The 23,003-nt window shown below is 61.9% G+C and carries 14 protein-coding genes; 12 read left to right on the forward strand and 2 right to left on the reverse strand.

The window, feature by feature from the left end:
* The first annotated feature begins 23 nt into the window (after positions 1 to 23).
* The 9 genes from VGL22_RS04925 (at position 24) to VGL22_RS04965 (ending at position 14,591) form a co-directional block, all read left to right on the forward strand.
* Complete coding sequence (locus VGL22_RS04925; protein WP_465265778.1) at positions 24 to 3,512, forward strand: CRTAC1 family protein; 3,489 nt, start codon at positions 24 to 26, stop codon at positions 3,510 to 3,512.
* Positions 3,509 to 4,918 carry an amidase gene (locus VGL22_RS04930; protein WP_465265779.1) on the forward strand — a complete coding sequence of 470 codons (1,410 nt, stop codon included), beginning with the start codon at positions 3,509 to 3,511 and terminating at the stop codon, positions 4,916 to 4,918. The genes VGL22_RS04925 and VGL22_RS04930 overlap by 4 nt, the downstream gene beginning before the upstream one ends.
* 262 nt (positions 4,919 to 5,180) lie before the next feature.
* Complete coding sequence (gene aroF, locus VGL22_RS04935; protein WP_465265780.1) at positions 5,181 to 6,065, forward strand: 3-deoxy-7-phosphoheptulonate synthase; 885 nt, start codon at positions 5,181 to 5,183, stop codon at positions 6,063 to 6,065.
* The gene (locus VGL22_RS04940; RefSeq protein ID WP_465265781.1) at positions 6,062 to 7,435 is read left to right on the forward strand and encodes an HzsA-related protein; all 1,374 of its coding nucleotides are present in this window, start codon (positions 6,062 to 6,064) and stop codon (positions 7,433 to 7,435) included. The genes aroF and VGL22_RS04940 overlap by 4 nt, the downstream gene beginning before the upstream one ends.
* A gap of 2 nt (positions 7,436 to 7,437) precedes the next feature.
* Entirely contained in the window at positions 7,438 to 9,087 is a 1,650-nt protein-coding gene (locus VGL22_RS04945) for a CRTAC1 family protein (RefSeq protein WP_465265782.1), read from the forward strand.
* The gene (locus VGL22_RS04950) at positions 9,084 to 11,009 is read left to right on the forward strand and encodes a YVTN family beta-propeller repeat protein (RefSeq protein WP_465265783.1); all 1,926 of its coding nucleotides are present in this window, start codon (positions 9,084 to 9,086) and stop codon (positions 11,007 to 11,009) included. Before VGL22_RS04945 ends, VGL22_RS04950 begins: the two co-directional genes overlap by 4 nt.
* Positions 11,006 to 12,133: a ligand-binding sensor domain-containing protein gene (locus tag VGL22_RS04955; RefSeq protein WP_465265784.1), complete on the forward strand. Its 1,128-nt coding sequence runs from the start codon at positions 11,006 to 11,008 to the stop codon at positions 12,131 to 12,133. Before VGL22_RS04950 ends, VGL22_RS04955 begins: the two co-directional genes overlap by 4 nt.
* Positions 12,134 to 12,142: 9 nt before the next feature.
* On the forward strand, positions 12,143 to 12,640 hold the full coding sequence (locus tag VGL22_RS04960) for a Rid family hydrolase (protein WP_465265785.1): 498 nt from the start codon (positions 12,143 to 12,145) through the stop codon (positions 12,638 to 12,640).
* A gap of 22 nt (positions 12,641 to 12,662) precedes the next feature.
* The gene (locus VGL22_RS04965) at positions 12,663 to 14,591 is read left to right on the forward strand and encodes an ABC transporter substrate-binding protein (protein WP_465265786.1); all 1,929 of its coding nucleotides are present in this window, start codon (positions 12,663 to 12,665) and stop codon (positions 14,589 to 14,591) included.
* 85 nt (positions 14,592 to 14,676) lie between these two features.
* Here VGL22_RS04965 and VGL22_RS04970 read toward each other — a convergent pair whose 3' ends face one another.
* Complete coding sequence (locus tag VGL22_RS04970; RefSeq protein ID WP_465265787.1) at positions 14,677 to 16,461, reverse strand: hypothetical protein; 1,785 nt, start codon at positions 16,459 to 16,461, stop codon at positions 14,677 to 14,679.
* 350 nt (positions 16,462 to 16,811) lie between these two features.
* Entirely contained in the window at positions 16,812 to 19,673 is a 2,862-nt protein-coding gene (locus VGL22_RS04975) for a PIG-L family deacetylase (protein WP_465265788.1), read from the reverse strand.
* A 53-nt stretch (positions 19,674 to 19,726) separates the two neighbouring features.
* Here VGL22_RS04975 and VGL22_RS04980 point away from each other — a divergent pair, with 53 nt between their 5' ends.
* From VGL22_RS04980 to VGL22_RS04990, 3 genes are all read left to right on the forward strand, one after another.
* Entirely contained in the window at positions 19,727 to 21,160 is a 1,434-nt protein-coding gene (locus VGL22_RS04980) for an APC family permease (RefSeq protein WP_465265789.1), read from the forward strand.
* Between the two features lie 87 nt (positions 21,161 to 21,247).
* Positions 21,248 to 22,234, forward strand: coding sequence for a protein-methionine-sulfoxide reductase catalytic subunit MsrP (gene msrP, locus VGL22_RS04985; protein ID WP_465265790.1), 987 nt, complete (start codon positions 21,248 to 21,250; stop codon positions 22,232 to 22,234).
* A 13-nt stretch (positions 22,235 to 22,247) separates the two neighbouring features.
* Positions 22,248 to 22,865: a protein-methionine-sulfoxide reductase heme-binding subunit MsrQ gene (locus VGL22_RS04990; protein WP_465265791.1), complete on the forward strand. Its 618-nt coding sequence runs from the start codon at positions 22,248 to 22,250 to the stop codon at positions 22,863 to 22,865.
* The last annotated feature ends 138 nt before the right edge of the window (positions 22,866 to 23,003 follow it).

The raw sequence follows: 23,003 nt of genomic DNA on the forward strand, positions 1-23,003 counted from the left end.
CGCCTGGGGTTGAAGTGGGGAAGATGTTGACTGGATGGACGAGGCTTTGGATTGCGTTGGCGGTGCTGGTGGCGGGGCTTCCCGCTTATGGCGCGGATGGGGAGTACGACCGGGCGGCTCGGCTGAACAATCGCGGCGTGGCGCAGATGAGCCAGCAGTTTACGGAGAAGGCCGCCGATAGCTTTGCGGAGGCGATGAAGGCCGATCCAAAGATGGCGCAGGCCGCCATCAATGAGGGCATCGCGCTGATGACGCTGCAGAAGCTGGACGGCGCCAAAGAAGTGCTGCAGAAGGCGATCGTGCTGGACGCGAAGAGTGCGCAGGCGTGGTACAACCTGGGGCTGGCACAGCATGCGGGCAACGAACTGGAGGCGGCGCTGAAGAGCTTCCAGGAGGCGGTGAAGCTGGACCCGCGCGACGTGGATTCGTATTACTTCGAAGGCGTTTGCTACGCGGAGCTGAAGGAATATGACAAGGCGATCGCCACCTTCAAGCAGGCACTGGCGATCAATCCCATGCATGCCTCGGCGGAATTTGCGCTGGCGCGCGCGCTGCAGCGGTCAGGCAATACGCAGGACGCGCGCGAGCACTTCAAGACGTTCCAGCATTTGACCAGCACCAAGATTTCCTCGGCCATCGGGCTGGCGTATGGAGAGCAGGGTCATTACTCGACCGTCACGCCGATTGAGCAGCATGAGGGCGGGCGGAAGGCGATGATCGCGGTGAAGCTGGTGGGGGAGGCGATGGGTGTTGCCAGCCCACCCAAGCAAAGCCTGGATGGGGCACCCGCACCTGCACACGCACCTGCACCCGTACCGGCAACCGGGTTTACCGGCGGGGCATGCATGCTGGATGTGACTGGGTCAGGGCAGATGGACTTGGTGCTGATGCAGTCGGGGGCGCAGGCGATTGGGGTGATGCATCGGAAGGCTGACGGGAAGTTCGAGAGCCTGGATGCAGCGGCGGCGGGCCTGAAGGCGAGCGGGCGTGCGGTGGCGTGCGCGGTGGGGGATTATGACGCCGATGGGTTGAACGATCTGGCGGTGGCCATGGATGATTCGCTGCGTCTCTATCGCAATCTTGGGATGGGCAAGTTCCAGGATGTGACGGATGAGGCGGGGCTGGCTGCGAAGAACAAGCCGACGGGGATCACGTGGATTGACTTCGATCATGATGGCGATCTGGATCTGTTCGTGACGGGTTCGGCAGGGGCCGCTGCTACTGCGAATGTGCTGTGGCGGAACAATGGGAACAAGACATTCACGGAGTGGACTGAGCCGACCGGCCTGGGCGGAGCGGGGAAGACCGCGGCCGCGATCCTGACGGATTTCAATAATGATCGCGCAGTGGACATTGCGACCACCGGCGACGGGGCTGCGCCGGTTCTGTTTGTCAATCCGCGGGAAGGGAAGTATCCGACGCAGGCGTTGTATGAGGAGAAGCTTGCGGCGACCGAAGGCATTGCGGTGCTCGACTTCAACAAAGACGGCTGGATGGACATCGCGGTGACGCATGCCGGTGCGCCCGGCGTGACCCTGTGGCGGAATGTGGAGGGCGAAAAGGGAGCGCGGCGTTTTGAACGCGCGACGTTGCCAGTGGAGGGCGCGGTTCGCGGCTGGGGCTTGACGCCGGTGGATATCGACAATGATGGGTGGATTGACCTGGCCGCGATTGTTGAGACCAAAGCGGGGGCGCAGGTACGGGTGTGGCGCAATCGAGGCGACGGCAGCTTTGAGGACGTGAGCAAAACGCTGGGGCTGGATGCGGTGAAGCTGACGGCGCCGCGCGGATTGATTGCAGCGGATGTGGACGGCGATGGGGCCGCGGACCTGATTGTGACGCAGGAGAACGCGGCGCCGGTGCTGCTGCGCAATGTGGGGGGGAACAAGAATCATTCCGTGCGGCTCGACCTGAGCGGCTATGCCGATAACAAGACGGCCATTGGCGTGAAGATGGAGGCGTTTGCAGAAGGGCACTGGCAGAAGTGGGAATTGGCGGGCGCGGTGGGGTATGGAACGCAGTCGGCGCCGCAGATCCTGGTGGGGCTGGGGGACGCGGACCGGGTGGAGTTGCTGCGCATCCTTTGGCCCACGGGCGTGCTGCAGGATGAGATTGATTTGCCCAAAGGGCCGGTGATTGCGATGAAGGAAGCAGACCGGCGCGGCAGCTCGTGCCCGGTGCTGTTTGCGTGGGACGGGCATAAGTACAAGCTGGTGACGGATGTGATCGGCGCCGGCGTGGTGGGGCACTGGTTCACGCCGACGCGCAGAAACATTCCCAATCCCGGCGAGTGGATCAAGGTGGATGGGAAGCAGCTAGCGAGTGTGGACGGCAAGCTGAGCCTGCGCTTCATCGAGCCCATGGAAGAGGTGAACTACATCGATCAGTTGCGGCTGGTCGCGGTGGATCATCGGGCGGATGTGGAGGTGAATCCGGATGAGAAGTTCCTGGATGATCCGCCGTTTGCATCGGGGCGGGTGATCGCTTCAGAAGGCGCGCGGCTGCCGCTGGGCGCATGGGATGGGGAGGGCCACGATGTGCTCGATGCGCTGAGCCGGCGCGATCATCGCTTCGCGAGCGGATTTGCGGCGACGCCGTACGACGGATTCGCGAATCTGCATGCGCTGACAATCGACGTGGGTTCGCTGGACGCGCAGTCCCCGTTGCGGCTGCTGATGACGGGGTATGTGAACTACTTCAGCGCGACGTCGCTCTATGCCGCGTGGCAGGCGGGGATCAAGCCGGTGTCGCCGTATGCGGAGGCGCAGATGGCGGATGGCTCATGGCAGCGGATCACGCCGGGCGAGGCGGGATTCCCGGCAGGCCTGGAGCGCACCATCGTGATTGATCTGACGGGCAAGGTGCCGGCGGGTACGCGCAAGATCCGGCTGATGACGAACCTCGAAATTTATTGGGACCAGGCGCTGATTGATCAGAGCGCCCATGCGCAGGCGCAGACTACCGAGGTGCCGATGAGCGCGGCCACGCTGCACTTCCGGGGCTATCCGAAGCAGATGGAGGGCGCGAGCCCGGGCGACCTCGATTACGACTACGATCGCGTGAGCCTGACAGGACCGTTCCAGCATCAGCGCGGGAATTACACGCGCTTTGGCGACGTGACGGAGCTGGTGAAGGGCATTGACGATCGCTATGTCATCTTCGGCAGCGGTGAAGAGATCGCTGCGGAGTTTGATGAGGCGAAGCTGCCCATGCTGCCTGCGGGATGGAAGCGCGACTACTTCTTCTACGCGAACGGGTTTGTGAAGGACATGGACTGGTGGGATGCTTCGCCGTTTACGGTGTCGCAGATGCCGTTCCATGGAATGAGCAAGTATCCGTATCCGGCGAGCGAGGCGTTCCCGGATGACAACGGCGCGTTGAGTTATCAGCTGGACTGGAACAACCGCTTCGATTCAGGGGAACCGGTGCGGGCGTTCCGATTTGACTATCGCGATCTGGTTTCTACTCCCGCCGAGGATAAGAGCACACAACGAGGAGCCGCGCACAGGTGAGCGAACTGGTGTTGGCTCCTGCCGTGCGGCAGCTTGCAATGTTACGCGCGCGTGCAGTGAGCGTGCGCGAACTGGCGGAGGAGCACATCGCGCAGATTGAGCGCCTGGAGCCGCAGATCCACGCGTTTGCAGATTTCGATGGGGAGCGGGTGCGTGTGCAAGCGCGCGCCATGGATGCGGCGGGCGAGCCGCGGGGGCCGCTGCACGGGCTGCCAGTGACGGTGAAGTCGTCGATTGCGACGGCGGGATACCGGTGCGAGATTGGGAGCCTGCTGAACAAGGGCGATGTGCCGCGGGAGGATGCTGAGGTGGTGCGGAGACTGCGCGCGGCGGGGGCGTTGATCCTGGGCACGACGAACTGCCCCGAGTTTCTGATGGCGTATGAGACCGAGAACCTGCTGCACGGGCAGACGCGCAATCCGTGGGATCTGGAGCGGTCGCCGGGAGGTTCGAGTGGCGGCGAGTCGGCGGCGATTGCGGCGGGTATGTCGGCCGCGGGGCTGGGATCCGATAGCGGAGGATCAGTGCGGGTTCCGGCGCATTTCACGGGCATCTGCTCGCTGAAGCCGACGCCGGGGCGTGTGCCGGGGCGCGGGCATTGTCCGCCGTGCGTGGGGCCGTTTGCGATTCTGGGAGCGATTGGGCCGATGGCACGAACCATCGAGGATGTGTCGCTGATGTTCCGGGTGCTGGCGGGACAGGATGCTGAGGATCCGATGAGCCCGCCGGTGCCTCTGCGCACGCACACGCTGGATGAACTGCGGCAGCGGCGCATCGGATTGTTTGAGGATGACGGTTTTGCGCCGGTGACCGAGGAAACGCGTGCTGCGGTGCAGAGTGCCGCGCAGGCCTTACGCCAGGCTGGGTTCATAGTGGAGCCGTTCCGGCCGCGCACGCTGGAGCAGTTGCGGAAGCTGTGGAACACCTTCTTTGTTCAATGCGGCGCGATGTTTTATGAGCCGGCGATCCGAGGCAAACGGGAGCGGCTGAGTCCTGTGTTTCGCGAGTTTCTTGGGTTTGCGGAGGCTGCTGGACCGCTGTCGGCAACGGAACTGCTCAATGCCTGGGCCGAGCTGGACGTGTTGCGAGCGAAGACGCTGGAGGAGTTGCGCGATTATCCTGTGCTGCTGTGCCCGGCGGCGAGTGTGCCGGCGTTTCGGCATGGGGAGCGCGCGTGGATGGTTGAGGGACAGCGCGTGGAGTACCTCGATGCATGGCGCTACACGCAATGGTTCAATGCGATGGCTGCGCCAGCGGCCATTGTGCCGGTGGGCAAGTCGAAGGAAGGTTTGCCCATTGGTGTGCAGATTGCGTCGAGGCCGTTCGACGATGAAGTGGTGCTGGGCGTGGCGGCGGTGCTGGATGCGGCGTTTGGATATCGAGCGCCGGCCCTGGCGCGCGGATAGTTGCCGGGTGCGAGAAGCTGACTCGATTGAGATGTGAAGGATTCGGCGCAGATGAGCGCCGTGATTGTCTCTCGAGCACATAACTACAAACGTTTTTTGGGATCTCGGTCAAGGTCATCCGTCACAGACAGACGTTTATTCCGCCGGTAGAAACGGAGAGGCTGGTGCGGCCGTAAGTGGCTCAGGCAGCTCAACCTTTGGGTGGAGGCGGGGAGGCGGCGAACAGCGTAGGCTGAACCTTCTTCCCCGGAATGGAGCGGACGTGCGAGCTAGCTGGCACGAGCAGTTTTCCGAGTCCCCGGATGTTTTAAAAGGCACGCGGCATCAACAGACGGTTGTGCCGGTGCTGGACTTAGAGATCGGCGGCGACGAATTTATTACCATGGCTGGACCGTGCTCGGTGGAGACGGAGTTCCAGTTGCTGGCGACCGCCAATCATGTGCGCCGCGCGGGCGCGCGCATCCTTCGTGGAGGCGCATTCAAACCGCGCAGTTCTCCGTACGCATTTCAGGGTTTGGGTTTGGAAGGGCTCAAGATGCTCGCTCGTGCGCGCGAGGAGAGCGGTCTCGCCATTGTGACCGAAGTGATGAGCGAGTGCGATGTGCCGGCGGTGGCAGAGTATGCGGACATTCTGCAGATCGGCACGCGCAACATGGAGAACTACTCGCTGCTGGAGGCGGCGGCGCGGTCGGGCCGTCCCATTCTGCTGAAGCGCGGCATGGTGGCGACGATTGCGGACTTTCTGCGTTCGGCGCAGATCATTCTCGATAATGGCAATCCCCATGTGATCCTTTGCGAACGCGGAATCCGCACGTTCGAAACGGCGACGCGCAACACCTTCGACGTGGCTGCGATTGCGCTGCTGAAGCAGATATCGCATCTGCCGGTGATTGCTGATCCGAGCCATGCGGCGGGCGTTCGCGAGCTGGTGGCGCCGCTGGCGCGCGTCGCGGTGGCGGCCGGCGCGGATGGCGTGATTGTTGAAGTGCATCCCAATCCGGACAAGGCATGGAGCGATGCGGACCAGACGCTGAGTTTCGCCGATTTCGACGAGATGATGGCATCGCTTGAACCGTACGTGGCCCTGCGGCAGCGCGTGCCGGCCCGCGGGGGCGAGCGCACGCGTGCGATGGAGGCCGTGGGATGAGGTTGTTGTACGGACTGCTTGCAGCCTCCGCTCCGTGTTTAGCTGTGCTGAGCTTTTGTGGATTTGGCGGGCAAATCGCCTCGACAGTGAAGGAACCGGTGCTTGTGACGGCCACGGAGGCCTACGACGCCACTGCTGCCGTGCGTGGTGCAGAGAGATTTGTGCGTGGCGCGCGCTTGCTCCTCATCAGGAATGGAAAAGCCGAGCCCCTCGTAGAGGGCTTTGCCGCCACGGCCGATGGGGATGTCTCGTTTGACGCGAAGAGGGCGCTCTTCGCCGGTAAGAAGAACCAAAGCGATCCGTGGGCGATTTGGGAAGTGACGCTCGCCGACGGTTCGGTACGCGAGGTGGCGGGCGGTGATGCGGACAGGATCCGGCCGCTATATCTGCCTGACGATCGCCTGGTGTTTGCACAGCGAACCAAGAATGGATTCCAACTGACGGCGGCAAAGCTGGATGGATCGGAGCGGGTTGAGCTCACGCACATTCCTGGCAGCGCGGTTCCGGCAGACGTGCTGGCAGATGGACGCATTCTTTTTGAGTCAGCGTATCCGCTGGGCGGGGGCAAAACGCCGGAACTCTACCTGGTCTACTCGGATGGTTCAGGTGTGGAGTCATACCGCTGTGACCATGGCGCGGCACGGTGGGGTGGAAAGCAGCTTGCATCGGGAGACGTGGTGTTTACGCACGGGGCGGGTGCAGGGGCAGGGCTGGCGCGGTTTGCTTCGCCTCTTGCGGCTGAGGCGCCCGTGGCAGCGCCGAGGGCGGAATACATGGGTGGGGTTGTCGAGACGCGTACGGGCGAGTGGCTGGTGAGCGCCGGAGAGCCAGGCGGCGCGCACGCATCGCTCAAGTTATGGAAACAGGGAGCGTCGCAACTGCAGCCGTTTTTTTCTTTGCCGGGAGAGAGCCTGGTGCAGCCGGTGCTGGTGAAGGAGCGGATGCGGCCGCACCGCCATCCGTCGGCGCTGCACGACTGGAACTACGGGAATGTGTTGGCGCTGGATGCGCGGGAATCGCGTGAGGGCGATTTGACGGAGGTCCCTGCGCGCGTGCGGCTGGACATGCTTGATGCCGGCGGAAACACGGTTGCGCTGGGCAGCGCGCCGGTGGAACAGGATGGATCGTTTTTTGTGAAGGCGCCGGCGGACGCGCCGATTCGGTTTGCGTTGCTGGATGCGAAGGGGAAGGTGCTGCGCCAGGAGCACGGCTGGTTCTGGATGCGCAAAGGCGAACAGCGGATCTGCGTGGGCTGCCATACCGGCCCGGAACGCGCTGCAGAGAATCGCGTGCCGGCTGTTCTGTTGCGCACCACGACCGCAGTGGATCTGACCGGGGCAGCGCAGCCGGCGGTTGCGGGGAGACCTTGAAAATGAAGTTGCTTGTTGCGATTGCAGTGATTGGTGTTTCAGGAGCGCCGTACGGATGGACGCAGGGGAAGGCGCAGGAGACATCGCCGAAGCCGGCTATTCAATTTGAAGATGCGACTGCTAAAGCAGGCATCGACTTTGTGCACAGCTTTGGATCGCGACAGTTGGGGTCGCTGCTGGAGGGAACGGGCGCAGGCTGCGTGTGGTTCGACTACAACAATGACGGCTTGCCCGATCTGTACGTGGTGAACGGCCGGCCGCTTGACGATGCGATGCACCCGTATCCGTTGAAAGAGAAGCCCAACCCGCTGCCGCATAACCATCTGTATCGCAACGACGGCAACGGGCGCTTCACGGATGTGACAGAGAAGGCCGGCTTGAATCCGGACATGTATTCGATCGCGGTGGCCGCGGCTGACTACGATAACGACGGCTTTGTGGATTTGCTGGTGACGGGCTACGGGCGCCTAGCTCTTTACCACAACGACGGCAACGGACACTTCACGGACGTGACGGAGAAGTCCGGCCTCAAGGTGGACGGGTGGGCGATTGCGTCGACATGGCTGGACTACGACAAGGATGGATGCCTGGATCTGTTTGTTGGGCGCTATGTGAAGTTCGATCCGAAGTATCGCGCGTTCTACGCCGCGGATAACTATCCGGGGCCTCTTGATTACGAAGGCGAGACCAACAAACTGTTTCACGGTGACTGCAAAGGCACATTCACGGATGTGTCTGAGAAGTCGGGCATCAGCGCCTTTGTGGGGCGCACGATGGGCGTGACCGCTGCGGACTATGACGGCGACGGATGGGACGACATTTATGTTGCCAACGATCGCACGGAGAACTTCCTTTTTCATAACAAGCACGATGGCACGTTTGAAGAGGTTGCCAACGAGACCGGTACGGCATTTGGGCAGAACGGCGAGTCGACCTCGTCGATGGGGCCGGTGTTCGCGGACTTTGAACAGCGCGGTGCATTCGACCTGTGGGTCACGGACGGGCACTATAACCGCTACTTGCGCAACGCGGGCAAGCAGGGGTTCGAGGACGCCGGAGCATCGAATGGGGTGTCTCAAACGAACGCTCAATATGTAAGCTGGGGCACCGGCGTATACGACTACGACAACGATGGGCTGCTCGACATACTGATCTTTCATGGTGGGCTGATCCACCTTATTCCGCAGGAGCACACGGTCTTCCGCGGCCTCGGCAAGGCCAAGTTCGAAGACGTGTCCCGCGATGCCGGCCCCGTGTTGAGCGTGCGCACCACGGCGCGCGGCGCATGTTTTGGAGATTACGACAATGACGGCAGGATGGATGCCTTTGTCGTGAACCTGGGCGCGCGCGGCACGCTGGTTCACAACGTGTCTGCGGCGACCGGTCACTGGGTGGATGTGAAGCTGAAGGGCACGAAGAGCAATCGCGATGGAATTGGCGCCAAGGTGGAGGTCTTCGCAGGCGGCAAGCACTGGCTGGCTGAGCGCGTGGGCGGAAGCGGCTACCTGTCGCAGAATGACGGCCGGCTGCATTTCGGACTGGGCGCGGCATCCGCGGTGGACAAGGTTGTTGTGCATTGGCCGAGCGGAACAGAGCAGACCGTGGAGAAACCCGCGCTGGATCGCGTGATCACGATTGAGGAGACAAGGTGAGTCGTCGGCTCCAGAGACGCGCATCTCTCGTGATTGCGGGAGGGCTGTTGGCGGCTGTGGTTGCGATGCTCGGGATAGCCGTGCGTTGCGGCACAGAGGTGAAGGCTGCGACGCACAAGCCGCTGTCGCAGGAAGTGCTCACGTATGCATCACCGCTGGAGATGGCGTTTTCGCTCGATGGCGGGCGGCTCTTCGTGTTGTGTCAGGGAAGCGATCAGGTACGTGTTCTCAACAGCGCAACCTGGGCAGTGATCAAGAACGTGGCGGTGGGACATGTTCCGCGCGGGATGTCGCTATCGCGGGATGGGCGGCGCCTGCTGGTGACGAACACGTGGGACGACACGGTCAGCGTAATCGACACACGCACGCTGGCGGTTACAGCGACGTGGGTTGTGGGTGCGGAGCCGTCAGGCGTGGCCGAAGATCGCGCCGGCAAGCAAGTCTTCGTGGCGAACCGCATTTCGAATGACGTAGCCGTGCTGGACGCGGCCACGGGTGCGGAAGTGAAGCGCCTGGCAGCCGGCCGAGGAGCAAGTTACATTGCGACCTCTGCCGATGGTGCGCGGCTCTATGTGACGCACGTCTACCCCAATCCGCCGCGTGAATCGACAGAGATGGGGAATCGCAGCGTGCCGCAGTCGGAGATCACTGTGATCGATGCGTCGCGCGCGACGGTCACTGATCGCATTCGCCTGAAGAGCGTCGCGCATGGATTTCATGTGGCGTTTTCACACGATGGCAGACTCGGAGTAGTGGCGCAACTGCATCCTAAAAACCTTGTACCGCTTGCGCACCTGGAGCACAGCGGCGCATTTGCGGATACGCTGATGCTCTTCGGCGCTGACGTGGGCGAGCCGGTGGAGGTGCCGCTGGACGAGTTGGAACGCTATGCGACGCGGCCATTCGGCGTGGCGATTGCGCCTGACAAGTCCCGCATTTACGTGACGAGCGGAGGCGCGGAATTCGTCACCGTGATTGACGTGCCGCGGTTGCTGCAGTTCGCCCGCGCACACCCGGGGTCGAGCGCACGCGATCTGAGCGCGAGCGCAAAGTATGTGATCACGCGGATCGCGGTGGGCCATGATCCTCGGGGCATGGTGATGACGCGCGATGGTTCGAGAGTGCTGGTTGCCAACAGGCTTGACGATTCGATCAGTGTGGTCGATACGCGCACAAACCTGGTGATCCGCACTCTTCATCTGGATGGGCCGACGGGGATCACAGTCCTGCGGAACGGAGAGCAGGCTTTTTACACGTCGCGGTACTCGTTTCAGGGACAGATAGGTTGCGCGAGCTGCCACATCGACTCGACCTTTGACGGCTTGACGTGGGATCTGGAGCCGGATGGGTTCGGGCGTGACATCGTCGATAACCGGCTGCTTGAAGACATTCGCGACACTGAGCCCTACAAGTGGAACGGCGGCAATCCCAATCTTCCGATGGAGTGCGGGCCGCGGACGGAGAAGTATTTCTGGCGGTCAGAGAATTACGACGATCTCACCCTTACGGATCTTGTGGTGTATGTGCGGCATCTGCCTCTGCGGCCGAATCGGTGGCGGCAGGCGGACGGCAGCGTGACGCCTGCGCAGGAGCGCGGGAAGGCGCTGTTCGATCGCACTACGGATAAGTTTGGCAAGCCCATTGCGGAGGCCAACCGTTGCGCATACTGCCACAGCGGCCCGAAGGGGACCAGTCAGCGCTCGTTCGATGTGGGGACGAAGAAGCCGACGGACAATGGGGGGCTGCTGGATACGCCGCAGCTGATCAACGTGGGGCTGACGGCGCCGTACCTGCACGACGGGTCGGCCAAAACTCTGGAAGAGATATGGACCGTGTTCAACCCGGAGGACAAGCACGGCCGCACCAACGACCTGACCAAAGACGAACTCAACGACCTGATCGAGTACCTGAGGACGCGATGAAGAAGCTCTGTGCAATCGCATTGTTTGTGGCTGCGGGACCGTTGGCCTGTGGCGCGCCGCCCGCGAAGAGCGGTGCTCATCCTGCCACCGCAAAGCCTGATGTATCGAAGATGGCTGCGGTAGATGCGGTTCCGTATTTCCGGTTTGAGAACTTCACCACGGCGAACGGACTGCCGAATGATCATGTGTTTTCAGTGCTGGTGGATGGCGACCGCGTGTGGGCGGGAACCGAGAACGGCCTTGCTGTGTACGAGAGCGGCGCGTGGAAGACATTTACGACCGCGGATGGGCTTGCGCATCGTGCTGTTCTTTCGCTGGCGCTGGACAAGCGGACGGGCGATGTCTGGGCCGGCACCATGGGCGGGCTCAGCCGCGTGTCGGGCGGACGCATTGACAGTTATACGCAGCTCAACTCCGGATTGAGTAACGATGTTGTGTATGGCGTATCCGTTGAAGGCGACAACGTGTGGACGGCGACTGCCGCCGGGGCGTCGCGCCTGGATCTGAAGACGAATCGATGGACGCTCTATAACGAACGCAACACGCCGATGAGTGAGATCTGGGTGTACGGCGTGCATGCCACGCCCACGAAGGTGTACCTGGCGGTGTGGGGCAGCGGCCTGCTGGAGTATGACCAGAAGACCGGCCGCTGGGATAAGTACGACGATCCGGATGGCGAGACCGAGATGGTGCTGTTCAAAGATCAAGGCCTGATCCACGAGATCGTTACATCGGTGAGTTATGTCGATAACATCGTGTGGGCGGCCACTTACTTCGGCGACAGCCGTTATGACGGGCGCTACTGGCATAACTTTCTTACCAAAGACAGCGGTCTGCCTTCGAACTTCACCAATGTGGTGAAAGGCATTGACGCGAACCGCGCCTGGTTCGGCACGGACAGGGGTCTGGCCTACTACGACGGCACGAACTGGGCTGTGTATCGGCCATCGCTCAAAGACGGCACACCGGAGATGAGCGTGCGCGATGCGAACGGAGTGGTTACGCCCGTTCACGTCACCACCGCTCCGGCGCACAACTATGTTCTCGGTATCGACTTTCAGGGAGATGACGTCTGGGTCGCCACCGCCAAGGGTTTAAGTCACGGGATTCGACAACATCCATAAGGAGAAATCATGAGCACTTTTGCTGAAGTACTGGAGACCATTGCGCACGCGCCCATCCAAATGCGGGCGATGACCAATCACGGTGTACTCAATGAGGCGTACGCCTATGCCAAGCCGAGTTCGTTCTCGCGGGGCATGCGCATCGACCTGAACGGAGTCACCATCCTGCTGATCTCCGGCACGGCATCGATTGATGAGCAGGGACAAAGCGTCCACATCGGCGACTTCCGCGCGCAGTTGCGCAGAACCTACGACAACATCACCGGGCTGCTGGCAAGCGAGGGATGCACATGGAAGGACATGGTGCGGACCACTTGCTATCTGCGCGACATCGATCGTGACTACGACGTGTTCAACGAGGAGCGCACCAAGTTTTTCGCGGAGCAGGGGCTCGATCCGCTGCCGGCTTCGACGGGCATTCAGGCGCACCTTTGCCGGCCCGAGTTGCTTATCGAGATTGAAGCCATTGCAATGTTTCTGACGGATCGCACAAACACCAAGGAGTAAGGCTGTGAACCCGAAGGCATGGATGTTGGTTGCAGCATGCGCCCTGATGGCATGGAGCGCGCCGGCTCAGGATGCGCACGTATGTCCATGCGGCGCGCATCCGCCAGGGCCGCCGAAAGATCGCGTGGTGACACCGTATGCGGGTGAGCCCGCGGATATGAGTCCCTACGCCAAATTCGCGGCTCCATACGACTACAACTACATCCATCCGAACATCTACTCAGGCGCGGGGCGCGATGCGCCGGAGCCGAAAGACCTGAAGGAAGTGCGCATTGGCTTCTTCGGTCCCATTGAGCACAACCCTGATCAGGCATTCGGGCTGCGCATGCTGCACGGCGCGCAGCTTGCGGTGGATGAGTGGAACGCGAGCGGCGGTTACGGCGGAAAGCCGTTCCGCCTCATGCTCCACAATGACTATGACAACTGGCAGGCGAAGGCGGTTTATGGCGAAGACCGGCCCACCGATCCCACTATCTGGGGCTCGGCCTCGAATGAAGCCGTGAAGATGGTTTACGACGATCAGGACTGGGCGATCTTCGGATCGATCAGTTCGGAGTCGACGCATATTGCCATTCGTGTGGCGCTGCGCGCAGAGATCCCGGTTGTGAACTCCGCCTCGACTGACCCCACCATTCCGGAGACTTACATTCCGTGGTACTTCACTGACTTGCAGGACGATCGTGTGCAGTGTTATACGCTGGCGCGGCGCATCTTCACGGAGTTGGGATTGAAGCGGGTTGCGATCCTTCGCGTTAACAATCGCTACGGACGATTCGGTGTACTGAAGCTGCGCGATGCTTCGCGAAGGCTCGGCCACCCCATCGTCATTGAGCAAAAGTTCATGCCGGGCGATATGGACTTCGCGCGCGCCCTGAAGGTGATTCAGTCTTCGCGCGCGGATGCGATTGTATTGTGGGCGGACGAAGCGCCGACCGCGGGTATTCTCAAGCAGATGCGCGCACTCGGCCTGAAGCAGCGCGTGTTTGGCGCATACCGCACGCTGGGGCCGGAACTGCTGGCCCAGGCCGGCGAGGCGGCAGAGGGTTTTGAGGCAGTGTTTCCTTATGACCCCACGCGCAATGACCCGAAGTGGATTGGCTTTCAGCAGCGGTTTGAAGTGCAGTTCCACGAGCCTGCCGAGCAATTTGCAGCCCTGGCCTATGACGCCATGAATGCTCTGCTGGAATCGATCTGCAAGGCCGGGCTCAACCGCGCACGCATCCATGACGCCTTAGCGAACATTGATTCCTATGACGGGGTTACCGGACACATGGTGTTCGACCCGAATCAGAAAAATGTGGCGCCCATGTACCTGGCCACCGTGCACCAGGGCGCGATCTCATACCGGCTGATGCCGTTGGAAAAGCAATCTGCGCAACCGCAGGCGGGATCCGCGGCTGCGACCCCGCTACCCTATGCGCGTGTGGGCGAAGAGGGCGTGAGCTATGCAGGGCCGGGCCGCGGGCAGGATCAGAGTGACGAAGTTCGCGTGGTCCTCTTCGGACCCCACGCCGCCGAGCTCGCGCAATCGGCCGAGGTGCAATCAGCGCTCAGTGTTGCAGGCGGCGGGAAGGACTGGAAACTCCTCGCCATCGACAGCAAGCAGAATTGGGGCGCCGCGTCGACCCAGCTCGTCCAGCGCCTGATGAACGAACACCCCGTAGCCATCGTGGCGCTCGATCGGGACGCGGCGCACCTCTCGGAGCAATTGGCGCTTAAGGTGTTTGTGCCCGTCATTGCCATGAGCGATGACAAGACGCTCACTTCGACCAATGTTCCGTGGATATTCAGGATGCCGGCGGAAACCCGCGTTTCCGCGGCGATTCAGATGCTGCGGATCGCTGTTGGGCAGGGCGGCGCAAATCCCGATCGATTGCGCGAAGTGCTGGCCTCCGGTACGGCGCTCGGCGGCGTAGCTTTCCGATCGACAGGAGAGCCGATCATTCCCTGAGACGAGAACCGGCAAAACACAGAACAGGCAACGCAAAAGGGCAGCCCGCGCGGGCTGCCCTTTTGCGTTGGTTGCAACAGAGTGACTAAGGGAGGTAGTAACGAACCTGGGTCCAGAACATGTTGTCTGTGCCCTTGGCTCCATTGCCGGGGTTGGTTGTCCCGCCGTTGCCCGACCAGAGATCACGCCGGAACAGAGCGTACTGCAGACCGTAGCGGAAAGTGCCCTTGGGTCCTTTGTAGAGGTTGTAGGAGTAACCGGCCGTGAATTCCTGCACGTCCTTGTTGTTGGCCTTGCAGCCCGACGGGGTGCTGGGGCTGAAGGCTCCGCCGGTGGTTGACTCAACATTGCAGCCGGACATGTCTACATCGTAGGTGCCGTAGCCGACTTTCTTTCCGGTCGCCGGATCAACCGCCCAGTTACGACCGATATAGTCGGCGCCGTAGTTGAGATACGCTGTCAGACGCGGCGTGGGCGTGAATTCCAACGTGCTCAGCGCTGAGAATCCGTGCAGCGGAGAGATGGTGGCATCCGGACGCAGGGTTACGTCTGCAATGGTGGACGAACCGTAGCGGCCGACACCCTGGCCCCAAAGGCCCTTGAGTCCGATGGATACTTTCTTGCTTGCGAGCGGACCGCGGAAGCCACCGCCGATTCCACCGCCCCAGACCGTGTCGTTATAGGGCGTTGCGCCGGCGGCAGTTGGATAGATGCGGTCACGGAAGCTGCGGCCGATGCCGAAAGCTTCCCAGTGGCCCCATCCGGGTTCAACCGCGAGCTTGGCGACGAAGTCGGGCGTCAGGTTGAAGGAGTAGTTAGCCGTCGAGTTGTACAGACCGCCGCCTACACCCGGGGAGCCGATGAGGAGGTTGGTGGGCAAATTGGCGCCGGCCGGATTCAGAGTCTCAGCATTCTCGGCTGAGATACCCACAAAGAACTTGTTCCCAAAGTCCTTGGTGACACGCGCGCCGTACTGGCGGGTCCAGACAAAGCCAGCGGTGTATTGCGGGTCGATAACGGAGGGCAGAATTTCACTGGTGCGCTGCAGGCCCTTGGTGGTTTCCGTCGCGAGAGACCAGCCCTGGCCGGCGGAGAAGTCCCAGCCGTTGGTGAAGCGAGCATCTGCCCAGAGCTGCCGCATACGCAGCACATAACTATTGGATTGGTTATTGTTCGACGTGATGCCGGTGCCCAGCCAGTCCATTTCGTAGTAGCCGGTGAGTGTGGCGCTTGCCAGTTTGCCGGTCGCTTTCAGGGCAAGACGCGACTGCCGGCCTGTCCCCTGGAACTCGCTCAGTTGGGCGGCATCGGCGTGATCAAGCGGAACGCCGGTGAACGCGGTGTTGATATCGCCGCCTGTTGCGCCCTGGCGCCACACGGTTTCCGCCGCCAGGAAGCTGCCAGTGGGAGAGAGGGTGATGCCCTTGAAGTAAATGGCATCCGGGCTCGTTATCTGCTGCTTGATCTTGGCATTCTCGTCGGACACTGTCACAGCCAGCGAGGACGCGTTGGCCTTGAGGTCGGTAACCGTAGACTGAAGCGAGTTCACCGCAGTCTGGTTTTCCGTGACGGCCTGTTGCTGGGTGTTGGCGGCATCCTGGGCGCGAGCTGCAGCAGCTTGCGCATCCGCGGCCTGTTGCTGTGCCTGTTTCAGCTGGGCATCCTTGCTGGCCAGATCAGACTTGAGTTCATTGATCTGGTTTTGCAAGTCCTGGCGCAGCGATTGGATCTGGTCGTCAACGCTGGGACCTTTGGGGGCAGCCTTGCGGTGAGTTTTTTTGGCGGGCGGTGTGGCATCGCTCGCATAGGACGAGCCGGCGACACAGGCTGCCAATACGAGTGCGGCAGCCGCCTTGAGACGTGAGTTCATTTGGCCTCTCTTCTCCGTCAATTCCAATTGCTAGTTGAGTGCGCTCACCCCCCGGCGAGCGCGATGAGTTCGGTGCCCCGCGAAGTTGCGGTGTTGCAGGCGACGCCTGGGCAAATGCAGACCTGGAGCCTGGAAGATCGCGTGTGAAGCGCCTTATCCCTGGCCTGGTTCCGAATCAAAGCTTCTCAAATGCAGATGAATATTTGACGAATTCACACAGTTTTAACGAGGCCAAATGCTGGAGTTTTGAGGCACTTAGGCAGCAGTGGAAGAAATTCTTCGTGTGTTCACAAAGGCGGGCCGAACACCATTTCAGCGGCGAACGGCAAGTGTGTTCCAGGCTGCGTTTTTTATCGCGGAGAAGTTGCCGGCGACGCCGCGCCGGCGCTCAGCAGATTGGCGAGCAGCCGGTACGCGCCCGGCACCAATTCCGGAAGCTGCCGGTAAAGTGCGTAGGCAACATACACGTATGTACCCTTGCCGGGATGGGCTACGACAAGTCCTCCGCGTTGCGGATCCTGTCCGTCATCGGCCGTCTCCGTGAGCGGTGTATAGGCGGGATCCCAGGTGCTGAGAAAGGAGTGGCCGCGCTCTTCTACCCATCCGTCAAAATCCGCCGAGGTGATGCGATTCGGCGAGGTGAGAACCGCGTTATCAGGGTTGACCAGCTTGACCGGGGATTCCTCGTTGACCACTCGCTCGGGTATGCGGCCCAGCGAGAGCGGCAGAGGGGCGGGGAAGGTCGCGCTCTGGTACTGAACAATCAACGTACCGCCGTTGCGGACATATTCGTCGAGGCGCGGCTGAACCGCGGTGAGCTCCGGGCGCGTGGCATAGGCGCGAATCCCGATCACGATTACGTTCCACTGCGACAGGTCGGAAGCGAGTTCGTCCGCGGTGAGCAGGTGAGGAGTGACGCCCATTGCCTCGATAGCGTCCGGCACCAGATCCCCCGGGCCCATCACGTAGCCGATGCGAAGCCCCGGAGCGAGCTTCACGTTGACGCGCCGCGTTTCCAGGACCGAATCGCGATAGATGTTGTAAGGGCGGAGACCCGCATAACCAACGCTGCGCCAGCCGCTGTTGTAGTCGCGGCCGCCTGATTGCGCGATGGCTTGCACGGTGAAAGTGCCATCCGCGTTCGCTTGCCCATCTTCCGGCCGGACTGAAAACATGATCGGCGCGGAATCGCCGGCATCCGTGCGATGAAACTGCGCCTCTGCGGGATCGCACTTCCAACCCGCGGGCAGCTTGAGCTTCACTGTGCCTTCGGCTGCGCGCTCTGTATGCACCATCACTTTCACCGGGAGGGCGCCGCCATCGAGGGGCAGAATGCGGGCTTCCGGCGTGACGCTCACGCCCACCGCCGGAGCGACCACCAGAGGCTGGTAAAAGCCCCCGCGGCCGGAGACGCGTTGCAGGCTCTGCACCACCTCGCTTACGCGAACGGGGACGCCGTCGAATGTGAATTCGGCTGTGGCACTGACCGGCCACGGCGCGAAGGAGCGCTCGCGCCAGTTCTCATTGCTGATGTTGTAGTAGGGCTGCTCGATCGAAGGCCGGGTGAAGAAAGGCTGTGTTGGCCGCGCGCTCTCCGGTACTTGCAGCTTGAAGATGCTATCGGAATAAGGCGGGGTGCCTGCTGTGCTGAGCGCATCGCCTTGCTGCCATGACGCGCCGCCTTCCGCGTCGAACGATATTTTGTTCAGGTGGGCATCGGCGGAACTTGCCGCGGTGTGAACCCGCACGTTGAACGCCTCACCGGGAGAGACTGTGTCCGATGTCTCATCGGCTGAGTTGCCGCGGAAACCGCCGCCCGATACCTTGGCTTCTTTGGTGCGAAACCCGATCACGTCGATGCCCAGCAGTTCCTGGAGCGCGTTCTGAAACTGGATCTGTTTCGCGTCGAGCTCAAGCAGCAGGCCGGCGCGAGACGATGCGGTCATCTCCTTGCTGTCGGCGACGCGCGTGCGCAGGTCGATGGCGCGCTTGTAAATCTGCGCGAGGCTCCGCGCATTTTCCAGTTCAGCCCGGGCACGGCGCTGGTTTTCGAACGCGTCCAGTTCCGCCTGCATGGTTCGCAGACCTTCCAGAAGCCAGGCCGGCTTCTGCCCTGACACAAGCTGCGCCAGGCCTACGATGCGGGTGTCGATGAGCACCGAGTGGTTCTGAAAAAGATTCTTCGCGGAGCCCTCGTTGTCGACAGCCGCCGGTGGTGCAACTGCCCAGAGGTGATAACTCGCGGTTCCCGGATCGCTGAGCGTGGGGTTGGCTCCGCCGTTCTGGGATCGCTGCTCGCCCCATCCCTGGCGCGCGATCTGCGTGTAACTGCGGCCCAGAAGGGAATCGCGCTTGCCCACCTCCATGGTGGCATCGGTGGAGAGAGCGCCCTTCACGATCTCGCCTGTGACGTAATTGCGGAACTGGGCCGGCGCCCACTTGCCGGTCGCGTAATCGAACATCATGCCCTTGTCGTTGATGGGCGCGAACGGAACCATGCCGTAGACAGCCAGCGGCTGCCATGGCTCAAGCCCGTCTTTCAACTGCTCAGGGAAGACCTTGGGATCGCCCGCCGCCTTGAACACCTCCTGGGCAATCTCGCCTGATACCTGGTGCTGGCCGTGGCCATCGCTCACGGCGCCCACAAACGTTGCCACGATCACCTGCGGCCGTTCGCGACGCACCGCGAGTACGGCGTCGTAGAGCACGCGCTCGTGTCCCCAGCGCGAGAAGGCTTCTTCCTGGGTCTTGGAGAAACCGAAGTCTGCCTCGGTGCCCCACAACTGCTTCGCGCCGTAATATTCATCGGCGGCAAGCAACTCATTGGTGCGGATGACGCCAAGTGCATCGTAGGTGTCCGCCGACATCACGTTCTGTCCGCCTTCGCCGCGGGTCAGCGTGTACAGGACGCAGCGCACCCCAAGCCCCCGGCTCAGATAGGTCAGCAGCGGTCCGTCTTCGTCATCCGGATGGGCCACGATCATCATGACGCTGGCTGTTGTGTGCAGCCGCTTCAGCGCCTGTTCGAGCGCGCTCGCACCGCGGTCTTCCGGCAGCGGCAAGGCGATGGCACTGGGCTCCGCGAACGAGACCACCGAGGGGTCCGGAGCTTGTGCCAGCGCTTCCATCCGCAGAAAAGCGCCCAGAAGAATGGCTGTAATGATGCTTGTTGTGGTTGATGAAGCCGCCGTCTTGCCTGCCTTTGCGCCCATGAACATAGCTGCGCTCAGTGTACAATCCGCCAGAGAACCCGAGGGAATCGCACGTGCTCACCGCCTCTTCATCTCCTGACAACGCACCCCACCTCGAGCGCCGCATCGGGCTGCGCTCCGCGGTGCTTTTCAACATGCTGGAGATGATCGGAGTGGGTCCGTTCATCACGCTGCCGCTGGTGATTGCGGCAGCGGGGTTTCGTCTTTCCACGTGGGCATGGCTGCTGGGCGCGGCCATTGCCGTGGCCGACGGCCTGGTGTGGGCGGAGCTGGGAGCCGCCTTTCCGCGCGCGGGCGGTTCCTATGCCTTTCTGCGCGAGATCTATGGCCCCGACCGCGCTGGAAACTGGCTAGGCTTCCTCTATGTGTGGCAGTTGAGCTTCTCGGCGCCGCTGTCGATCGCTTCAGGATGCATCGGGCTCTCGAGCTTTCTGGCCTGGTTCTGGCCGGGCTTCGATCACGCGCCCTTCGCAGCACTGCCTCAACTGCACTACGGCAACTTCGCCGCCGCGGCAGCGTGCCTTCTGGTCACGTGGATGCTCTATCGCCGCCTCAGCATCGTTACCGGGCTGGCATGGATCCTGTTTGCAGGCGTAATGGCGGCCATCGCCGGTGTTATCACGTCGGGCTTTGTGCACGCGGCCGCTACCGGGGGCTGGCACATGCCCACTTCGCCGGGCGTTTCGGCTGCGCTGGCGGCCAGCGGCCTGGCCCAGGCTACGCTGATCACCACGTACGATTACTGGGGCTACTACAACATCACGTTCCTCGGCAGTGAAGTACGACAGCCGGAGAAGACCATTCCGCGCGCGATTCTGCTGTCGGTGGTTCTGGTCTCCGCCATGTATGTGGTCATGAATCTGGCAGCGCTTCCTGCTGTGCACGACGCGGCAACGGGCGCCGGCCGGGCGCTCACGCAAGCGGCATCCCGGCTGCAACTGGTGGCGGACATTTCTCAATCCGCCTTCGGAACCTGGGCCGGCGCATTGATGGCCGCCCTGGTGATGTGGACAGCTTTCGCCTCCGTGTTCTCGCTGCTGCTGGGCTACTCCCGCGTGCCCTACGCCGCGGCGCGCGATGGCAACTATTTCCGCTTCCTTGACGCCGTCCATCCCAGGCACCACATTCCGCACCGTTCTCTGGTGGCGCTGGGGCTGGTGGCTGCGTGTTTCTGTTTCCTGTCGCTCTCACAGGTGATTACGATGCTGGTCATCACCCGCATCCTCCTGCAATTCTTGTTGCAGCAGGCGGGGGTGATGCTGCTCCGTGTGCAGCGGCCGGATCTGCCTCGGCCGTTCCGCATGCCGCTGTTTCCGCTGCCGCCCCTGGCGGCCATGGCAGGGTTTGTCTACTTGCTCATCTATCGCCCCAACGCGTTCATGGGGTTCGCCGTGGCGGGAGGGATCGGCTTGTCAGGAACCATCATCTATCTGGTTCGGGCCAGGGGACTGCGAGAGTGGCCGTTCCACAGCCCTCCATCTCCATAGCCCAATCAGCCCGATCCGCAACAAATCCAAAGTCAAATTCCGCGCGTAGGTATTTAATAGAAGCTGTACTTCCCCACGAGGTCGCCCATGCTCATCCGCAAACCGTCCGAGTTCCCCTCTTCCGCCATCACGCCCAAAGATGAGTACATCAATCGTCGGCGCTTCCTGCGGGGGGCGGTGGCAAGCGGCCTGGGGGCGGGTGCTGCCCTGCTGGGCGCTGACCGTCTGGTTGATCTGATCTCGCCCTCGGCGCGCGTGTTCGCAGATACGAAACTGCAGACTGTAAAGAGCCCGCTCAGCACCAGCGGCGAGCAGCTCACCAGCCTCCAGGACATCACGCATTACAACAACTATTACGAATTCGGCGTGGAGAAAGACAAGCCCGCGCAGAATGCCGGAATCCTGCCTACCCGGCCTTGGGCGGTACAGGTGGACGGGCTGGTCAAGAAGCCGAAGACCTATGACATCGATACGCTGCTGAAGTTTCGGCCGCTGGAGGACCGCGTCTATCGCCACCGCTGCGTCGAGGCGTGGAGCATGGTGATTCCCTGGGTGGGCTATTCGCTTTCGGAGTTCATCAAGGACTGTGAGCCGCTGAGCACCGCGAAATACGTGCAGTTCCTCACGTTCTATGACAAGAAGATCGACAAGTGGGGCACGCAGGAGACGTCGATCTTCTGGCCTTACTCCGAAGGCCTGCGCATGGATGAAGCCATGAATCCGCTGACGCTGCTTACCTTCGGCCTGTACGGGGATGTGCTGCCGAACCAGAACGGCGCGCCTGTGCGCATCGTGGTGCCGTGGAAGTACGGCTTCAAGTCAGCGAAATCGATCGTCAAGGTGCGCTTTGTTGACAAGCAGCCCGGGACCACGTGGCAGCAGCAGAACGCGCGAGAGTATGGATTCTATTCAAACGTGAACCCGACTGTGGACCATCCGCGCTGGAGCCAGAAGACGGAGCGGCGCATCGGGCAGCCGTTCTATGCGCAGCGCCGCACCACGCTCATGTTCAACGGATACGGCGAGCAGGTGGCCTCGCTCTACAACGGCATGGATCTGCGCAAGAACTACTAGGCGGCATTGATCGATGAAGAAATCAAATCTTGTCCTGCTCAAGACTCTGGCTTGGATCGCCTGCCTGTGGCCTTTCGCGGTGCTCGCCTGGGGCGCGGTCAACAATACGCTGGGCGCTGATCCGACCGCGCATATCGAACTCACCACGGGCTACACCACACTGATGCTTTTGACCATTGGCCTGGGCATCACCCCCCTGCGCCGGGTCTCGCCGCGCCTGAGCTGGCTGATCAAGTTCCGCCGCCTCATCGGCCTGTTTGCGTTCTTCTATGCCACGGTTCACATGCTGGCCTATGTCGGGCTGTATGCGGGATTCAGCGTGCAGTCCATGCTTGAGGACATAGCCAAGCGGCGCTTCATCACTATGGGCGTTACCGCATATCTGCTTCTGATCCCGCTCGCTCTCACGTCGACCAACTGGGCCATTCGCAAGCTCGGCGGCAAGCGCTGGAATCTTCTGCACAAGCTCGTCTATGCGGCTGCCCTCTGCGGTGTCATTCACTACTGGTGGCAGGTGAAGACGGGTGTGCTGCTTCCGCTGCCGTTCACCGTCGCGGTTATCGTGCTGCTGCTGGCGCGGCCCGTGCTCACCTGGCGTCAGCGCCGCAAGGTGCGTCCCGTGGCGGTGTAGGAGGCCGGGGGGCTCCGGTCAGAAGAAATTCGCATCCTTCTCACATCGTGAAACGGACAACTCGCCGAAACACACCCGCATCTTGGGGAGAGTACGCCAGGGGACAGCAATTTATCCGGCGTACCCTCTGACAACCTG

This window comes from Occallatibacter sp. (genome assembly GCF_036502485.1).
In the GTDB taxonomy this organism is placed as follows: Bacteria; Acidobacteriota; Terriglobia; order Terriglobales; family Acidobacteriaceae; genus Telmatobacter.